Consider the following 17,780-nt stretch of genomic DNA (forward strand, 5'->3'; position numbering starts at 1 on the left):
GCCCCTTTCAGGAGCTCACCAAAAGGGCGAGGTGTTTGGTTGTCTCTCAGCGTCCAGAGCTCCGGCTTAGTCCGGATCCGGCGCTTTGAATGTGTCCTTCGCGGTAATGACTTCCCCCATCACACTTTCGGTGATCCGGAACGTCACCGGAGTTGAGTGCGGCATCTTTTCCCAAGGTGGTGAGGTCACAAGAACGCGGATTTCCCGGGTCGTGTCTGGTCCAACTTGGATGATCGGCCGACCAGCAAAGGTCTCAGTCACACCAACAGCTTCGACCTGTGTGTTCGGTGGCATGCCTTCGACGTGCAGCATGAAGTGCCGGTCATGGCGACGTTTGTTGGACAGACGCACGGTGTAGCCGTTGCGGACCGAGCCGTCGGACTGTTCCACATAAACCGGGTTCCGGTCATGCAGAACGCTGATGTCGGCAAAGTCTCGGGTCAAAAGCGCTGCCAGCATGATGATGCCGACTACAGCAATGACAGCCGCATAGATGACAGTCCGAACCCGGACGATCTCATAGACCGGTTCCTTGCCCTCGATCCGGCGCTCAATGTTTTCGTCGGTATCATAGGCAATCAGGCCGGTGGGCTTGCCAACCTTCGTCATGATGTTGTCGCAGGCATCAATGCACAGACCACATTGAATGCAATCAAGCTGCGGACCTTTGCGAATATCAACGCCGGTCGGACAAACTTGGAAGCACTGGTAGCAGTCGATGCAGTCACCTGCCGGGAGGCCCTGAGCTTCGAGTTCCTTGTTGTGCTTGAGTGACCCGCGCGGCTCGCCCCGATCCCAGCGATAGGTGACGTTGAGCGCTTTTTCGTCAGTCAGGGCCGCCTGAATACGCGGCCAGGGGCACATATAAATGCAAACCTGTTCCCGCATGAACCCGGCAAGCAAATACGTGGTCGCAGTCAAAATGCCGATCCACATATAGGCAACCATCGGAGCCTGGAACGTCAGCAGCTGCCAAACCAGCGTCGGCGCGTCGTTGAAGTAAAGCACCCAAGCGCCGCCCGTCCACCAGGCGATCATCAGCCAGAAGAAGTGTTTTGTTGCCCGTTTGCCAACCTTCGAGGCGGACCAAGGCTCTTTGTCGAGCGCAATCCGCTCGCGGCGGTCGCCCTCAACCTTGCGCTCTACCCAGAGGAACAGGTCAGTCCAAACCGTTTGCGGACACAGGTATCCGCACCAAATTCGGCCAGCGACTGCGTTCATGAGAAAAAGGGTCACAGCCGCAATGATCAACAGGCCGGTCAGGTAATAGACTTCCTGCGGCCAAATTTCGATAAAGAAGAAGTAACCGCGGGCATTGTCCATATCCACGAGCACAGCCTGGTTCGGTGCGTTCGGGCCGCGGTCGTATCTTATGAAGGGCAGGAAATAGTAGATGCCCAGTGTAATGAATAGCAGCGCCCATTTGATCCGCCGGAACAGACCATGGGTTGCCATGGGATATATTTTCTTGGCAGACGCAAACCACTCGTCGTCGTGGCCGCCCTCGTGCGTTTCGGTGTCGGTAGACATACCGTCCGTCCTCTTTGCCCGATCCTGCCCCAATAGGATCTTCAACCAAATGCCTGGAGCATCGTGCGTTCAAGTGAACGCACAAGGATGCTCTGTCACTTCAAAAACGATCAGCTTTGGCGTTACAACCGGGCCCGGTAGACCCACCGCTGATCTGGTGGAGTTCCACCATGCGCATAAGATAATCCGGCGCAAAGATATCCTCTTTGCGCCGGATCAAATCAAAGCCAAGTCTGGCGCTTTTGTCGCACCATTTTGAACAGTTTACTGACCGCCACCGAAGGCGTGGACATAAACTGTCAGCGACTTGATCGTTGCCGGATCAAGACGATCTTCCCAGGCCGGCATGACACCATTGCGCGGGTTGGTGATCTGAGCCTTGATGGCGTCCAGCGACTTGCCATAGAGGTAGTTCGCCGACATCAGGCTTGGCGCGCCGACATCCTGAATACCTTCCAGATTGTCGCCATGACACGCTGCGCAGTTGTCTACGTAGAGGGTTTCACCCGCTGCGAGATCGACACCCTCATCGGTTTCCAAGCCTGTGCGGGAGGCGACGTAGTTGGCGACCTGGCTGATTTCCTCTTTGCTCAAGAGTTCATCGCGACCATAAGCCGGCATCTCGCCAAAGCGTGCGTTGTCATTGTCGACACGAATGCCGTGAAGCAGCGTGGTGTGGATGTCATCCAGCGTACCGCCCCAGATCCAGGTGTCGTCCTGAAGGTTCGGGTAGCCTTCAAATCCGGTTCCACCTGCCCCGTGACATGGTGCACAGTTGTCGCCGAATGCAGCCCGGCCATTGGCCATCGCAAATTGCAGGAGTTGCTGATCGTTGGAGATGTCTGCCAACGGTGTCGCAACGATCTGATCAGCGAACTGGGAGCGACCGGCAACGCCTTCTTCAAGGGCTGCAAGGGCTTCAGCCCGCTGGCTGGATCCCAGAACACCGGTGGTGTAGCTGGAAATCAGCGGCCATGATGGGTAAAGCACCCAATAAATCACGGCCCAGACGATGGTAACGTAGAACAGATAGAGCCACCATTTCGGCAACGGATTGTTCAGTTCCTTCAGGCCATCCCACTCATGGCCTGTGGTTTCGACCCCGGATACCTGGTCGACTTCCTTTGGATGTGTATCAGACATGGATCAGTCCTCCCGAAACGGGATCTGGGCGGCATCATCGAACTTTTCACGGTTCTTCGGCCACAAGGCGTAGGCCAGAACGATGCCAAACAGGATCATGAAGTAGATAAGGCCACCGGTTTGCGCGAAGGCCGCGAGCGCGGAGTATGTCTCGTTCATCGCACTTACCTCAGGTTGGCTTTGTTGTCGTAGATCGAGAAGTCGACCATGGTTCCGAGCACCTGAAGATAGGCGACGAGCGCATCCATCTCAGTGACCTTACGCGGGTTGCCGTCGAAGTCGCGAACCGCCGAATTTGGCCAACGCTCTTCGAAGTCATAAGCCCCGTCGGTGTCCGGAGACGCCTGACCGATGGCATCGGCGACAGCGAACTCGAGTTGCGCATCCGTGTAAGGAACACCCACCACCATATTAGCGCTGACGTGACCCTGAATGTCACGGGTGAACAGCTCGGTTTCGGCAAGGAACGGATAGCCAGGCATGATCGAGGCCGGAACCAGCGAGCGCGGATCGATCAAGTGCTCAACGTGCCAGTCATCGGAGTACTTGCCGCCAACGCGGGCAAGGTCCGGACCGGTCCGTTTCGAACCCCACTGGAACGGATGGTCGTACATCGACTCCGCTGCCAGTGAGAAGTGGCCGTAGCGCTCCAACTCATCGCGCATCGGACGGATCATCTGGGAGTGGCACGTATAGCACCCCTCCCGGATATAGATCTCGCGGCCTGCGAGCTCCAGCGGCGTATAAGGCCGCATTCCTTCCGTCTTTTCGATCGTGCTCTTCAGATAGAAGAGCGGAGCGATCTCAACCAAGCCACCGACAGAGATGGCCACGAGAATACCGATCACAAGGATGATCGAGTTCTTCTCAAATATTTCGTGTTTTTTCCATGCAGACATTTTTGTCCCTCCCCTTATTCGGCCGCAGCCAGGGAGCCTGCCGGTAAAGCGTCGGCTTCTTCAGCCTCGCCGTGACGGACAGTCATCCAGAGATTGTAGGCCATGATCAGGGCGCCGACCACGAAGAGCGCACCGCCGAGAGCACGGATGATGTAGAAGGGATGCATCGCTTCAACGGTTTCCACGAAGGAGTACTCCAGGAAGCCGAGGCTGTCGTATGCGCGCCACATCAGGCCTTGCATGATGCCGGACACCCACATCGCGGTGATGTAGAGAACGATACCGAGCGTCGACAGCCAGAAGTGCCAGTTCACCAGTTTCAGGGAATACAGGCCCTTCTTGTTCCACAGCCACGGAACGAGGCAGTAGATCGCGCCGAAGGAGATATAGCCAACCCAGCCAAGCGCACCGGAGTGAACGTGACCAATAGTCCAGTCGGTGTAGTGCGACAGGGAGTTGACAGCCCGCAGGGACATCAAAGGCCCTTCGAAGGTGGACATGCCGTAGAAGGCAACGGAAACCACCATCATGCGCAGGACCGGATCGGTCCGCAGCTTGTCCCATGCACCCGACAAGGTCATCAGGCCGTTGATCATGCCACCCCAGGACGGCATCCACAGGATGATGGAGAAGGTCGCACCAAGTGTTGACGCCCACTGCGGCAGAGCCGTGTAGTGCAAGTGGTGCGGGCCAGCCCAGATGTAGATGAAGATCAGCGCCCAGAAGTGAACGATCGACAGGCGGTAGGAGTAGACCGGCCGTTCAGCCCGCTTCGGGATGAAGTAGTACATGATGGCGAGGAAGCCAGCTGTCAGGAAGAAGCCCACAGCGTTGTGGCCGTACCACCACTGAACCATCGCATCTTGGACACCGGCCCAGACGATCACGGACTGGGTCGAATAGATCGACACAGGGATGGTCAGGTTGTTTGTGATGTGCAGCACCGCGATGGTCACGATGAACGCAAGATAGAACCAGTTCGCAACATAGATGTGCGGCTCTTTCCGCTTCCACAGGGTTCCAAGGAAGAGGAGCAGATAGAACACCCAAACGATTGTCAGCCAAAGGTCAGCGTACCATTCCGGCTCGGCATATTCCTTGCCCTGAGTGGCACCCAGCAAGTAACCGGTTCCGGCAATGACGATAAAGGCGTTGTAGCCCAGGATCACGAACCAGGGCAGGATCTTGCCTGGCATCCGTGCGCGGCAGGTCCGCTGCACGACATACATCGATGTTGCCAGAAGAACGTTGCCGCCAAATGCAAAAATCACCGCGGAGGTGTGCAAGGGGCGCAGGCGGCCGAAGTTGGTCCAGGGCAGATCAAAGTTCAGCGCAGGCCAGGCCAGCTGAAGCGCGATCACCAGACCGACAGTGAAGCCGGCGATGCCCCAGAACATGGCCGCGATTGCGCCAAACTTGATGGGGCCAATGTTGTAGTTGGGTTTACCCTCGAGTTCCTGCGGGATCGCTTGCCCGCCGTCATCGAAGAAGTTCTTGAAGATATAGAATACGCCGAGCGCGGCGAACAATGCGCCGACGCTAGCGTGAAATGCCATGACCTGATCAAAGGTCTTGCCCGCCACGATAAGGCAGGCAAATGCAAGTAGCACAAGGAAGATAGCGAAGCCGCCTTCCTCGAGCGAGACCAAACCGGTCTTTTGTTGTGCCATATTTAGCGCCCCAGTCTTTAAAATCGTTACAAGGTGCCAACGATGGCAAGACAGTGCGCACGGTTCCGGAATGGACGCGTTGATTCATGTCAAGAATCAGAACCCCACCCCCGGTGAAGCTTGGGACAGATTATCGCAGGTACGAAAAAGGTGGCTTTCAGGAGACACCAGGCTCCCTCTTCAAGACATGACAGTCTTGAGAAATCAGGTCATTGGTTTGTCGGACGTTGCAATCGTGGAGGAGTGTCCGGAGGTGCCGGATGACCGGGGTGCCCTGCCGATGGTGATCAATGTGATTGCTGGCAACAGCAGGACCATTCCGGTGAAGCGAACAATCTGGTGAGCCGCAACGAACGCCGGATCCAGATCGAGCACAAACGCCATCAAGGTCATGACCTCAAGTCCGCCCGGCGCAAAAGCCAGAAGCGCCTGCCCAAAGGGGATGTCGATCATCCACGAGACAAATCCTGCCCCTGCAACGGAAACGGAAAAAGCCGCAGCAAATGCCGCAACCGAAGCGCTCAAGACGCTTACAAATTCGCGAAAGGTCATCTCATTAAACCGGCAACCAATCACAGCTCCCATCGCAACCATACAGGCAAGGACGATACTTTCCGGCAATACAAGATGAATGGCACCGGACGCGTTCAGAGCGGCACTTGTGAAAAAGGCACCTGTCATCCATCCACCTGGAAACCGCACTTTTACGGCAAGAAGACTGCCCAGAATGCAGAGCGGCACCCCGATGCCGTAGTCCCACAGATCGGACGCATAGCGGCTGACCGTGACGCTGGCATCGGTATCCGTTGTAGAAACCACTGCAAATGGCAAAAGCGCAATCAGGAAGAACAGCCGAACCGATTGCGTGGAGGCAATTCTGGGAAGATCTGCACGTCTTTCAGACGCAAGCGCGATAACATAAGCCAGAGTGCCAGGGATTGCCCCAAAAAATGCCGTCTCCTTTTGCCAATGGGCCGCGTATCTCAAAACGCAGTATCCAGCGATGGTCACCCCGACAACGACGAGCAACAACATCGCCATGGACAGCGGCCACTCGGATACCCGTTCGACAACTTCCGGCTGGACGCCTGCCCCCATGGAAATGCCAAGAAGAACAAACAGGCCGTCGCGGAATTTGTTCGGCATCACAGTCGGGACGCCCGCCAGGGTCGCAGCGGCAACGATAATCATGGCCCCGGACAACCATGCCGCCGGCAAACCGGCAAGATGAAACACAGCCCCACCCGCCACGGCAATCGCCAGCGTCGCCGGAAACTTCCAGAGTGTCTCAAACCGGAGTTCGTTCATATTCTACGTCACCTAGTTGTCTTGGGGTGACACCTTATAGTCTCAACGCTCAGCTGAATCATGATTGATCACATTGATCAATATAATCATTTTTTTGATATATTCTGATCGTCAAAGACGATGTATATTCAATCATGACGGAGCATTCGTCAGCCCAAAGCGTGACTTCTCTTCGATTGCGGCTGGAAATTACCAAAATGGTCCGAGCTGGTTGAGCGATATCAAGGCGGCACGCGGACCTGCGGCCAATAGTTGGTTCATGATGACGAAAACGCTCTCCTATGCCATGCGCAATGTACCACGCTACACCAGCTATCCGACCGCCCCTCATTTCCATGACGGGGTATCGGCAGATGTTTATATTGATTGGCTGCAATCAATAGGTCCGCAGGACACGTTATCTCTTTATCTGCATGTCCCCTATTGCCGGGAGATCTGCCACTATTGCGGGTGCCATACCAAGGCAACGCGCAAGGATGCGCCGCTGAAGGCCTATGCCGACACAATGTGCAGGGAACTTGAGTTGACTGCGGCTCACCTGCAAAAAGCTGGCCCCGTCAAACACATTCATTGGGGGGGCGGTACGCCAAGCTTGCTGCCGCGGCAGAGCCTAGTGGAACTCACCGGACTAATGCGGGTTCTGTTCGATTTCGACCCGGATCTGGAGCACGCGATCGAACTTGACCCGCGCCTTGTGACGCAGGAACTGGCGGACACGCTGGTTCAGGTCGGCATCAACCGGGCAAGCCTTGGAGTTCAGGATTTCGATCCGGACGTTCAAAAGGCAATTGGCCGTGTCCAGCCTTATGAAGTGGTTGAGCAGACGACCGGGTACTTGCGCAAGGCCGGACTTGATGCGCTGAATTTCGATCTGATGTACGGACTGCCGGGTCAATCGGAACAGTCCATTCTGGACACCGTTGAAAAGACCCTGTTTTTGAATCCTGGCCGGATTGCTCTGTTCGGCTATGCGCATGTTCCCTGGATGCGGAAGCATCAGCGGTTGATTGACGAGACCTCCCTGCCCTCTGCCGCAGAAAGGCTGGCCATGGCGGACCTTGCGCGCAGCGAGTTGCTGAAGGCGGGCTATGTGGCGATAGGCCTTGATCACTTTGCACGACCGGACGACAGCATGGCCGTTGCGCTCAACGATGGCTCGCTCAAACGCAACTTCCAGGGTTATACGACCGATCAGGGAGAACAACTGATCGGCTTCGGCGTTTCCTCGATTGGCAAGCTCAGCAAGGGATTCGTTCAAAACCTGCCGGATGTCGGCAACTGGCAACGCAGCATTGAAGCCGGTAAATTGCCGGTTTCCAAAGGGTTACCGTTGTCCATTGATGACAGGCTGCGTGGCCGCATCATTGAAGAACTTATGACCAACTACTCCTGCGACCTCGATGAGGTGTGTTCAGCTTATCATACCGGCATTCATCATCTGCAATCCTCCATGGACGCTCTTGATGAACTTGCCGCTGACGGTCTTGTGCAGATCAACCGCAAGCAAAACAACAGTACCGTGGTTCGGGTAACAGATGAAGGCCGCCCGTATGTGCGCCTCGCGGCTGCAGCGTTTGACGCCTATCTGGCCGACAGCCAGGCGGCGGGCAAAGCTCGACATTCTGCGGCTGTCTAAGGCCAATCAACCACACAACAACCAAGCGGATCGCCGAAAGAAACCGGCGATCCGCTCTGTTTCTAGACGATGTCACAGGGTGCGGGGCGCATGAAGAGCCCGTTCAAACGGCCATCTGCTGCTTTGGAAAGACCCCATTCCAGCCGTCCACTGTCAAAGTCGACGGTATAGAGGTCATAGCCACCGGCACCCACGCCCCGGAAATCAAGGGATTTGAGCGGTCCCAGACGTTCCAGCTCCTGCCCAACCATTTGGAGTTGCTCGCGAATAACGCTGGCGAGCTGCGGTGTATAGTCATCATAGTTGACCGTTCCAGCAGCACACTCGGCAATGACGGTCCGCAGCTGGTCGGCACTTCCAGGATATGGTTCGTTGGCCTTGACCCGATCCTGCAGGGCGTCTTCAGCTTTTTGGTAGGTACCCGGCTCACATCGGCTTGCCTTGAGTTCAAACCCCTCCTGATGAAGAATCAAACCTTGGACAAGACCTGTCTCGTCCCGATCAAACGTCACCTGAGCAGGCGTGATCTTCAGGAAGAATTTGTCCGGCGCCTCGGCAAATAATTCAAACTCAGGCTGCCCCAAGAGCCCACCAAACAGCTTCCCATTGTCCGCCCTTACTTTGCCAGTCAGCCCGTCTTCAAACCTGTAGTCGCCGACATAATCCTTCAAACTCCTTGGGTCGATTTCAACCTGGGTCCGCGGGCGTGCCTGCTCATACCGGCGCCATGCGATATCGTCTGTTGCTTCATGCATATGGGTCTCCTTTGCGAGCGACAGGAGATCCTCCATGGACAGGCCGTTCTGAGCTTTGAGCTGCAATTGCCCGATTAGCCGCAGGCTGGTTTCGATCTGCGCACTGCGGGTTCGCAGGGTTGTGGCCTGGATTTCCAGAAGCCGTTCCAAATTCGCCGGCTGGCCGGAGAGGAGCTCGCTGATCTTGGAAAGACTGAGACCCAACTGTTTGAGGATGATGACCTCATTCAATCGAACAATCTCGTTGGTGCCGTAAAGGCGCCAGTTCTTCTCCGTGCGCTTGGGCATTATCAGCCCCTGAGCTTCATAAACCCGGAGCGTCTTAACCGACAGCCCGGTCCTTGCTGCGCATTCGGCAGCCGTCAAAAGAACGTCGTTCTGGATTTTCTTGTCCATGAGAACCTCCTGAGCGTCGCTCTAAGGTATGACCATAGGTCCGGCTCAAGGGGCAAAATGCGTTTATTTCACCAATCTTAAAAGAAAAAAGCCGCAGACGGATCCGCGGCTGTTTAATTGGACTAGTGCACTGTGTTCAGTGCATACCCGTCATTTGGCACAGGCCGCAGACCTTATTGAGGTGGATCTTGTCAGAGCGGTCCACACGGATGATCCCGCGGCGCTTCATATCCGAGACCACACGGCTGACGGTTTCAATGGTCAGTCCGAGATAATCTGCGATTTCCTGCCGCGTCATGTGGAGCTGGAGGTCGTAACCGTCCTCGTTCTCGTCTACCGGACCGGTGCAGCCGAGGCCGCCGCGGTTCGGAACCAGATGCATCAGAAAGCTAGCGACCCGCTCAACTGCAGACTTCCGGCCAAGCAGGACGGCATGTTCATGAAGGACACGCATTTGCTTGGTCAGGCATTTGGTCAGATGCCGCTGCAAATCCGCCGATTTCTCAACGTGCCGCAGATCGATCTCATTGACCTTCGCATCCGTCAGCGTTTCCGCGGTGCAATCGTTCTCTTCAGCTCCAGACAGTCCAAACAGATCGCCCGGGCGCAAAACTTCAACAACCTGACGGCGTCCGTCCGGCAGCAGCTTGTAAAGCATCACCGTACCGCTCGCCAACTCATAGAGCCGCTTCGCCGGATCCCCCTCGTAGTAGATCACAGCGTGGGTATCGTAGTGGGCCTGCTTGGCCCCAAAATGTTCGAAAGAAGTCTCTTTGGATGCACACATCTCGGCAACCGGACGACCGGTTCCAACCGCATGCCCGAAAGTATCTGCTTCATAGTAAGCCATTTAAATCCCTCCTGCGCACAGACCTGTGCGGCGTAGTCCGGTCATGGCAACTGTTGAATTGGCAACCGCTCTTGTGAGAGGACCGTGGTTCGACTGTTGCTGCAAAACGTCCCGTCCGACGTTCTGCCAACCGCAGGAGAAACTGTATCTATCAGATGTTGCAGGAGAAATTAGGGTGTCTGCGTAAGAAGAATTACATATGAGATATTCGGACGCAGGAGATTATGCCACAGCCTCTGCCAAGGCTTCCATCGACAGCGGTTTTCTCAACAGCGGCATATCGGGCAAATCCCTGAGATGCCTGTTCAAGCCGGCGCGGGTCTTTCCGGAGATCGCAATGATGCGGGGGGCGCTCGCCCGGGAATTCAGTTGATGGGCAACATCCACACCGCTCATTCCCGGAAGTCCGAGGTCAAGCAAGACGATATCGTTGGCCGAAATGGTCGCTTCGGCCAGAAAAGTTTCACCATCACTGTAAACGGTCGGAAGATAACCCAGCTCACCAAGCACTATATAAAGTGCGTCGGCAACCGCCCGATCGTCTTCGACAATGTGAACAATCACTCGGCAATGTCCTCACGGTTTGGTGGGTTTTGCCAAACCTTCGGAGAAATTACGCTAAAAAAACCGTATCAGATGTACGCAGTACTACGTTTTCGCGTGATTACTTATCTGATGAGGCCTTCAAGCGCTATTGTCATCCTGACGCACCGTGGCCGAGGACAATACGGACCAACTCGGCCGCATTGCGGGCCCCGAGCTTTTCCATGATTCGAGCGCGGTGAACTTCGACCGTGCGCGGGCTGATACCGAGTGTCCGGCCAGCCTCCTTGTTGGAGGCGCCATCGGTGATCTCTTTCAGCACTTCCAGCTCCCGCCGGGTCAGAAGATCTACGCCCTCAAACTGCATCCCGCCGTCGGAAGATTGGCGCTGCTTCATGGCGTTGATGCCTTCGCGGACCCGCTCCAGAACCGACTCGGCTGAGAAAGGCTTTTCAATGAAGTCGTGCGCTCCGTTGCGAATGGCCTCCACCGCCAACGGAATGTCCCCCTGGCCGGAGATGATAAAGATCGGCGCGGGATAGTTTTCTGCGTTAAGCGCCTTCAATACTTCGATGCCGGACCGCCCCGGCATATGAACATCCAGCATGATACAGGCAGGAACGGCTTTGCTGGCCGACTGCACGAACGCGTCACCATCAGTAAAGGTTTCAACGATAAAGCCCTCCATATTGAACAAAACGGATAGGGCGTCACGCACAGCGGCATCATCGTCTACGATATAGATGGCATCAGCGTTCGCTTTCATCGATTTACTTCCTTGTCCTGAGCCGGGACCATCCGCGTTCATTCCGTCCCGGTTTCTTCAATTGTGACGGGCAACGTCAGAAGAAACGACGCTCCTGCACCCGGTGCTGATTGTTCGAGGCGCAAGTCACCGCCGTGATTTTGCGCGATTGATCTGGAAATTGCCAACCCCAAGCCGACGCCCTTGTGCTTTGCGCCGCTGAATGCCCTGAAAAGACTGTCTGCGACTTCGTCAGAAACACCCGGTCCGTTGTCTTGAACGCGAAACTCAAGCGAATCCTCACCAAGGCACACCGCCAAGGTCACTTTTCTATCCGTCTGGCCGGCAACGGCTTCTCGAGCGTTGCGAAGAAGGTTGATCAGAATTTGCCGGATTTGCACCGGATCGGCCATCAAGGGGGGGAGGTTCTTATCAACCTTGGCGACCATGATGGACGGTTCGTCGATCGCCCCCAAATCTGCCATTTCCAGACAGGTGGCAACCAACTCATCGACGTTGACTTCTTTGCGCTCCGGATCCTTGCGCTCCACCAGTTGGCGCATGCGTTGAATAATTTCGCTGGCACGCTCAGCTTCCTTCACCGCCTTTGAGATGACGTCCAGCATAACCGGTGTCAGGCGTTCGTCCGCGGAGGCTTTGCGGGACACGGACTGCAGATAGAGCAGAATGGCTGTAAGCGGCTGGTTTAATTCATGAGCAATGGCAGCACCCATCTCGTCGAGCGCACTCAACCGCGTCACGTGCAACAGTTGGGACTGCGCTTTGCTCAAACGCTCTTCGATCTGTTTGCGTGGCCTTAAGTCCCGCAAGATGCCAATGAACTGTCGGCCTTCAGACGTCGCTGCCTCGCCAACCGACAGTTCCAACGGGAAAACCGTCCCGTCCTTGTGTTGGCCTTTGACCTCCCGGCCGATGCCAATGATCTTCTTGTGGCCCGTATCCAGATAGTTTTGAACGTAAGAATCGTGATGGTGCGCATAGTCGGAAGGCATGATCCGATTGACATTCTCGCCAAGCAGATCTGTTGCTGAATACCCGAAGAGTTTTTCGCAGGCCTTGTTGAACGCCAGGATTTGGCATTTCGCGTTGATGACGATGATGCCGTCAACAGCGGTGTTAAAGACACTGTCCAAACGGGCGTCAGAGATCGTCGCGGCAACTTCTCCGCTTTCAATCACACTGTCATCCGCCATGCCGCACCCCGATGGAACTCGCCCTTCCATCAAGACTTACGGACTTTCACGTACTCCAGCAACCCGTCTTTGTTCTAAATCTCTGGCAACCAAACGCTAATTCTTTGGATAGCTTCTTCCAAATGGGCGCGCTGACGCGCAAAGCACAGGCGAATGTAGTTTTCTCCGCCGTTTCCGAACGCTGTTCCAGGTGCAAGACCCACACCGGTCTCTCGAACACAATCCATTGCAAACTTCCGGGTATCTTCAACACCGTCGATGGAAAAGAATAAATAAAACGCGCCTTGAGGGGCCGCGATCCGGACGCGGTTCAAAGCCCCAAGCCCCTGAACCACGCAGTCCCGCCCTTCTTTGGCAAGCGCAACTTGCTGCTCGAGAAACGTATGACCGTCATTCAAAGCTGAGACAGCCGCACGTTGACTGAACATCGGGACGCCGGACGTTGAGTATTGAATGAGGTTCTCCAAGACTTGGCCCAGCGCCTCTGGTGCCGAAATCCAGCCAATACGCCATCCCGTCATTGCCCAGTTCTTGGACATGGAGTTCACATAGATGATCTGATCATCCTCGTCCGCAATGTCGTAAAAGGACGGGGCGCGGTTTGCCTTGCCATAATAGAACAGTGCGTAGATCTCATCCGCGATGATCCAAAGCCCGTGCTTGCGGGCAAGGCCAAGCACTTGTCTCAACACCTCTTCTGACGCGACCCAGCCTGTCGGATTGCTGGGGGAATTAAGGAATATCGCAGCGGTCTTTGGCATAATCGAAGCCTCCAGATCATCCACGTCCAATTCCCATCCTTCGGGCACTTCGCGCATTGGAACTGAGACCGGTTTTACGCCTCTGATCCCAAGAGCTGCCTCGATGTTTGGCCATGTTGGTGTTGGCACCAACACTTCTTCGCCGGAGGATGCAATAGCCTGGATGGCGAGTTGAATGGATTGCATGCCGGACCCGGTGACAAAAAACCTCTCAGGTGCAAAGGCCTTGCCGAAAACTCTTTGATGATATCCAGCTAGTGCAGTCCTCAGTTCCGGAATGCCGCGCTGGTAGGTGTAAAAGGTTTCACCATTGTCGAGGGATTGCTTCGCTGCATCACAGATGAACTGGGGTGTCGGCAGATCCCCTTCGCCCGCCCACAAAGGAATAACGTCATCACGTCCCTGTCCCGCATTGAAGACTTCAACGATGCCGCTCTCCGGCGCCATGCGTGCCTCGTGGCTCAATGTGTCGATAAGCGCAGTCAAATGTGTGGTCCTTAAAAGCTGTATCCACGGTCGACATACCTGCGATTCTTCCGATGTTTTCATGAAACAATTTGAACTCTGCTTCACAGGTCCTGATCAATAGCGGGACTGCCCGGAGTGTTTCAGCGACAGATGTGTCTTCGCCGCATGGCGAATAGACATCTGTTGCAAGCTGTGATCGGATCGCGAAAGAGGCGGAATAAACACGGGGATGTGCTGAGATTCGGCATACTTTGAAACTGACCCCAAAAAACTGCCCGGGAGGATAACCGCAAGACGATGCTGCATGGCTGGCTCGTGATACTGGCGGCAGCGGTGTACATCCTGCTGCTGTTTGCCATAGCAAGTTATGGCGACCGGATGGCCCGGCGCTCCAAGCGTTTGCGCGGTGGCGGCCGGCCGATGATCTATGCCCTGTCCTTGTCGGTCTATTGTACGTCTTGGACCTTTTTCGGCTCGGTCGGCAACGCAAGCCGAAACGGCGCTGAGTTTCTGACCATCTATATCGGTCCCCTTCTGGTCTTTGCTCTTGGCTATCCGCTTCTGCGCCGGATTATCCATATCTCCAAGACGGAAAGCATTACATCAATCGCCGATTTCATTGGTGCGCGGTATGGCAAGAGCCAGTCCGTTGCAGCGTTGGCGACCCTGATTGCCGTGATCGGCGTCATCCCCTACATCGCCTTGCAGCTGAAAGCCGTATCCCTGTCGATCACAACGATGGTCGGCCCAATTTTTTCACCGCCGGAGTTCCTTTATCCGGGCTTTGCCGATCTGACGCTCCTGGTTGCGTTGGGCATGGCAATCTTCAGCTCGGCGTTCGGGACCCGGCACATTGATGCGACCGAACACCAGGAAGGCTTGATGCTCGCGATTGCCGCAGAGGCGGTGGTCAAGCTGATCGCGTTTCTGGCCGTCGGCTTCTGGGTCACCTACGGGCTGTTCGGCGGCCCCTTTGACCTGATCCGTGCAATATCCGAGGCCCCCGAAGTTGCTGCGGTCTTCGATCAGCCAATCAAGATCAGCAACTGGGTTGTCATGTCGACCTTGTCGGCATTTGCGGTTCTTTTGCTGCCGCGCCAGTTCCACGTAACCGTAACGGAGAACAACTCCGATGCGGAACTGAAACGCGCAACCTGGTTGTTTCCGGCCTATCTGATCCTGATCAATCTTTTCGTCATTCCGATCGCAGCGGCGGGGCTCCTTCGGTTCGGGCAGGACGTTAATCCGGACACCTATGTTCTGGCCCTGCCGATGGATGCAGGTCAGCACTGGCTGACGATCTTCGTCTTTCTCGGCGGCTTGTCTGCCGCAACAGCAATGGTGATTGTGGCTGCAGTCGCCCTTGCGATAATGATCTCAAATGACATCGTCATCCCGCTGATGCTGAGAGGGCATCGCGAAGAGGACATTGTAAACACCGACGGTCGGGACTTGAGCCGGCGTCTGATCACCATTCGCCGCCTGGCCATCTTCGGTATCTTACTTCTCGCCTACGCCTATTATCGGGCTGCGGGTGATACGGCTGCCCTCGTCTCCATCGGTCTGTTGTTGTTCGCCGCGATTGCGCAATTCGCGCCCGCATTCTTCGGTGGACTTTACTGGCGGCGGGCAACAGCCACTGGCGCGATTGCAGGTCTGAGTGGCGGCCTGTTTCTATGGGCCTACACGCTGTTACTGCCGACCTTTGCCCAGTCCGGGTTGATCTCCGACACCATCATGAGCACGGGGCCATTTGGCATTGACCTGCTTAAGCCGGAATCCCTCTTCGGTATCGAGGCAGATCCATTTATTCACGGCACGCTCTGGAGCCTTGCGGCAAATGTCGTTCTGTTCATCGCCGGATCGCTGATCCGAAAGCCTCAACCTTCAGAAACGCTGCAGGCAAACGTCTTTGTACCGTCAGAACTCCGCAACCCGACCAACTTCCTGTACTGGCGGACGTCAGTTACCGCTGGAGATCTACAGGCAACCGTCGCCCGCTACCTCGGTGAAGAAAGAACAGAGCGTTCATTTCAGAGATTTGCACGTGAGCGCGGCATCTCAATCGAACCAAATACAATCGCAGATGCGAACCTTCTAAGGTTCTCCGAGCAGCTGCTGGCAAGCGCGATTGGTGCCGCCTCCGCCCGTCTCGTCCTTACCTTGATGCTGAAGCGGCATGATCCGTCGACCAAGGGCGCGGTGAAACTGCTGGACGATGCGTCCATGGCGATCCAGCACAATCGGGATCTCCTCCAAACAGCGCTCAACCAGGTGCGACAGGGCATTGGCGTGTTTGATCGGGACTTCCGGCTGATTTGCTGGAACCGTCAGTTCCGGGATCTTCTGGGACTTCCGGCAGAATATGGACAGGTCGGCACGACCCTCGATGCCATCCTCCGATACAACGCGGAACGCGGTGAACACGGTTCCGGTCCCGTTGAAGTCATTGTGCAGGACCGGATCGAGAAGCTGGTCATCATCCAGGAGACCTATCAGGAGCGTCTGTTTGAAAGTGGCACGGTTCTGGAGGTGCGGATCAGCCCGATGCCCGACGGCGGCATTGTGACGACCTACACCGACATTACGGAACGCGTGATGGCCGAAGAGGCTTTGGCAAAGGCCAATGAAACTCTTGAGCGGCGGGTTCGAGAACGGACCGAGGAACTCACACACGTTAACGACCGTCTTGTGGAGGCGACCCGTGCGGCCGAAGAGGCCAATATAGGCAAAACCCGTTTCCTGGCCGCCGCCGGTCACGACATCATGCAGCCTCTGAATGCGGCACGGCTCTATTCCTCTGTTCTGGTCGACAAGCTCCAAGAGGGCGACAACGGAAAACTCGTGAAGAACGTGGAGTCGGCGCTGGAGTCCGTTGAGGACATTCTCGGGGCTGTCATGGATATTTCAAGGCTCGATACAGGAGCGTTGAAACCGGAGCCGACCGTCTTCCGGCTGGACGAGTTGATCCGCGGCCTGGAACTCGAATTCATGCCCATCGCTGCCGAAAAAGAATTGGAGCTTCGGATCGTTCACACCACCATGTCGATCAGATCCGACCGGCGCCTCTTGCGGCGTTTGCTACAAAATCTTGTTTCCAACGCCATCAAATATACAGGTGAAGGCAAAGTGCTGGTCGGCTGCCGTGTCCGGGAAAACAGGGTGTTCGTGGAAGTGCATGATACGGGCCTCGGAATCGCTGAAACCAAGCAGAAAGCCATTTTCCAGGAATTTCATCGCCTGGATGACGGCATGCGCGTCGCCAAAGGTCTCGGCTTGGGATTGTCGATCGTTGAGCGGATCAGCCACGTTCTCAATCACAAAGTGAACCTGCGCTCGACACTTGGCAAAGGGTCTTGTTTTTCCGTCGAACTGCCACGAAGCGCGCCCGTGCCTGATATAGAACCGGTGCCACAACCGGCCGCAATTGTGGGCCAGCTCGATGGGCTCTGCGTTGTTGCGATCGACAACGAACCCGACATCCTGTCCGGCATGCGCCATCTTCTGACAAACTGGAACTGCAAAGTCATCACGGCTTGCGATGACACGCAGGCCGCCGCTTTCCTCAACCACGAAAACCTGACGCCGGACGTGATCCTGGCGGACTACCACCTGGACAACGGCACAGGGATCGAAGCCATCGTGAAGCTGCGCTGGAAATTCGGCAGCCACATACCGGCCATCCTGATCACGGCGGATCGAAGCCGCCCGGTGCGCACGGAAGCTGCCGATAAGGACATCGCGTTCTTTAACAAACCATTGAAGCCGGCGGCCCTCCGGGCTGCTCTTGGACGATGCCGGACAGATCAATCTGCAGCAGAATAACAATCCCGAGGCCATAGGGCCCAGTTATTGACGCTGG

General features: G+C 55.9%; 14 protein-coding genes. 2 read left to right on the forward strand and 12 right to left on the reverse strand.

Features of this window, described 5'->3' with window-relative positions:
• Positions 1-66: 66 nt before the first annotated feature.
• The 6 genes from ccoG to AC0J4F_RS23430 all read right to left on the reverse strand — a co-directional run bounded on the left by ccoG (position 67) and on the right by AC0J4F_RS23430 (position 6,550).
• Positions 67-1,530, reverse strand: coding sequence for a cytochrome c oxidase accessory protein CcoG (gene ccoG / locus AC0J4F_RS23405; RefSeq protein ID WP_209002271.1), 1,464 nt, complete (start codon positions 1,528-1,530; stop codon positions 67-69).
• Between the two features lie 264 nt (positions 1,531-1,794).
• Positions 1,795-2,673 carry a cytochrome-c oxidase, cbb3-type subunit III gene (gene ccoP / locus AC0J4F_RS23410; RefSeq protein WP_133947851.1) on the reverse strand — a complete coding sequence of 293 codons (879 nt, stop codon included), beginning with the start codon at positions 2,671-2,673 and terminating at the stop codon, positions 1,795-1,797.
• A 3-nt stretch (positions 2,674-2,676) separates the two neighbouring features.
• Complete coding sequence (locus AC0J4F_RS23415) at positions 2,677-2,832, reverse strand: cbb3-type cytochrome c oxidase subunit 3 (protein WP_133947853.1); 156 nt, start codon at positions 2,830-2,832, stop codon at positions 2,677-2,679.
• A 5-nt stretch (positions 2,833-2,837) separates the two neighbouring features.
• Positions 2,838-3,572 (reverse strand): cytochrome-c oxidase, cbb3-type subunit II, encoded by a 735-nt coding sequence (gene ccoO, locus AC0J4F_RS23420; protein ID WP_133947855.1) that lies wholly within the window; start codon positions 3,570-3,572, stop codon positions 2,838-2,840.
• A gap of 14 nt (positions 3,573-3,586) precedes the next feature.
• Positions 3,587-5,242, reverse strand: a complete 1,656-nt coding sequence (ccoN, locus tag AC0J4F_RS23425; RefSeq protein ID WP_133947857.1) for a cytochrome-c oxidase, cbb3-type subunit I — start codon at positions 5,240-5,242, stop codon at positions 3,587-3,589.
• 204 nt (positions 5,243-5,446) lie between these two features.
• Positions 5,447-6,550 carry an AbrB family transcriptional regulator gene (locus tag AC0J4F_RS23430; RefSeq protein WP_133947859.1) on the reverse strand — a complete coding sequence of 368 codons (1,104 nt, stop codon included), beginning with the start codon at positions 6,548-6,550 and terminating at the stop codon, positions 5,447-5,449.
• A gap of 259 nt (positions 6,551-6,809) precedes the next feature.
• On the opposite strand from AC0J4F_RS23430, the gene hemN reads away from it, so the two are divergent.
• Positions 6,810-8,186, forward strand: a complete 1,377-nt coding sequence (gene hemN, locus AC0J4F_RS23435) for an oxygen-independent coproporphyrinogen III oxidase (RefSeq protein WP_473024921.1) — start codon at positions 6,810-6,812, stop codon at positions 8,184-8,186.
• A 62-nt stretch (positions 8,187-8,248) separates the two neighbouring features.
• Here hemN and AC0J4F_RS23440 read toward each other — a convergent pair whose 3' ends face one another.
• The 6 genes from AC0J4F_RS23440 to AC0J4F_RS23465 all read right to left on the reverse strand — a co-directional run bounded on the left by AC0J4F_RS23440 (position 8,249) and on the right by AC0J4F_RS23465 (position 13,936).
• Positions 8,249-9,337, reverse strand: coding sequence for a MerR family transcriptional regulator (locus AC0J4F_RS23440; protein ID WP_473024922.1), 1,089 nt, complete (start codon positions 9,335-9,337; stop codon positions 8,249-8,251).
• Between the two features lie 136 nt (positions 9,338-9,473).
• The gene (locus AC0J4F_RS23445; RefSeq protein ID WP_473024923.1) at positions 9,474-10,187 is read right to left on the reverse strand and encodes a Crp/Fnr family transcriptional regulator; all 714 of its coding nucleotides are present in this window, start codon (positions 10,185-10,187) and stop codon (positions 9,474-9,476) included.
• A 222-nt stretch (positions 10,188-10,409) separates the two neighbouring features.
• Entirely contained in the window at positions 10,410-10,751 is a 342-nt protein-coding gene (locus AC0J4F_RS23450) for a response regulator (protein WP_473024924.1), read from the reverse strand.
• A gap of 133 nt (positions 10,752-10,884) precedes the next feature.
• The gene (locus tag AC0J4F_RS23455) at positions 10,885-11,496 is read right to left on the reverse strand and encodes a response regulator transcription factor (protein WP_133947866.1); all 612 of its coding nucleotides are present in this window, start codon (positions 11,494-11,496) and stop codon (positions 10,885-10,887) included.
• Between the two features lie 38 nt (positions 11,497-11,534).
• A complete protein-coding gene (locus AC0J4F_RS23460) occupies positions 11,535-12,689 on the reverse strand; it encodes a two-component system sensor histidine kinase NtrB (RefSeq protein ID WP_473024926.1) in 1,155 nt (384 codons plus the stop codon).
• A 74-nt stretch (positions 12,690-12,763) separates the two neighbouring features.
• Complete coding sequence (locus AC0J4F_RS23465) at positions 12,764-13,936, reverse strand: pyridoxal phosphate-dependent aminotransferase (RefSeq protein ID WP_473024927.1); 1,173 nt, start codon at positions 13,934-13,936, stop codon at positions 12,764-12,766.
• A 279-nt stretch (positions 13,937-14,215) separates the two neighbouring features.
• Between AC0J4F_RS23465 and AC0J4F_RS23470 the strand changes: the two genes are divergently transcribed.
• Positions 14,216-17,743, forward strand: a complete 3,528-nt coding sequence (locus AC0J4F_RS23470) for a PAS domain-containing hybrid sensor histidine kinase/response regulator (protein ID WP_473024928.1) — start codon at positions 14,216-14,218, stop codon at positions 17,741-17,743.
• Positions 17,744-17,780: the final 37 nt, after the last annotated feature.

This window comes from Roseibium sp. R5 (assembly GCF_055755305.1).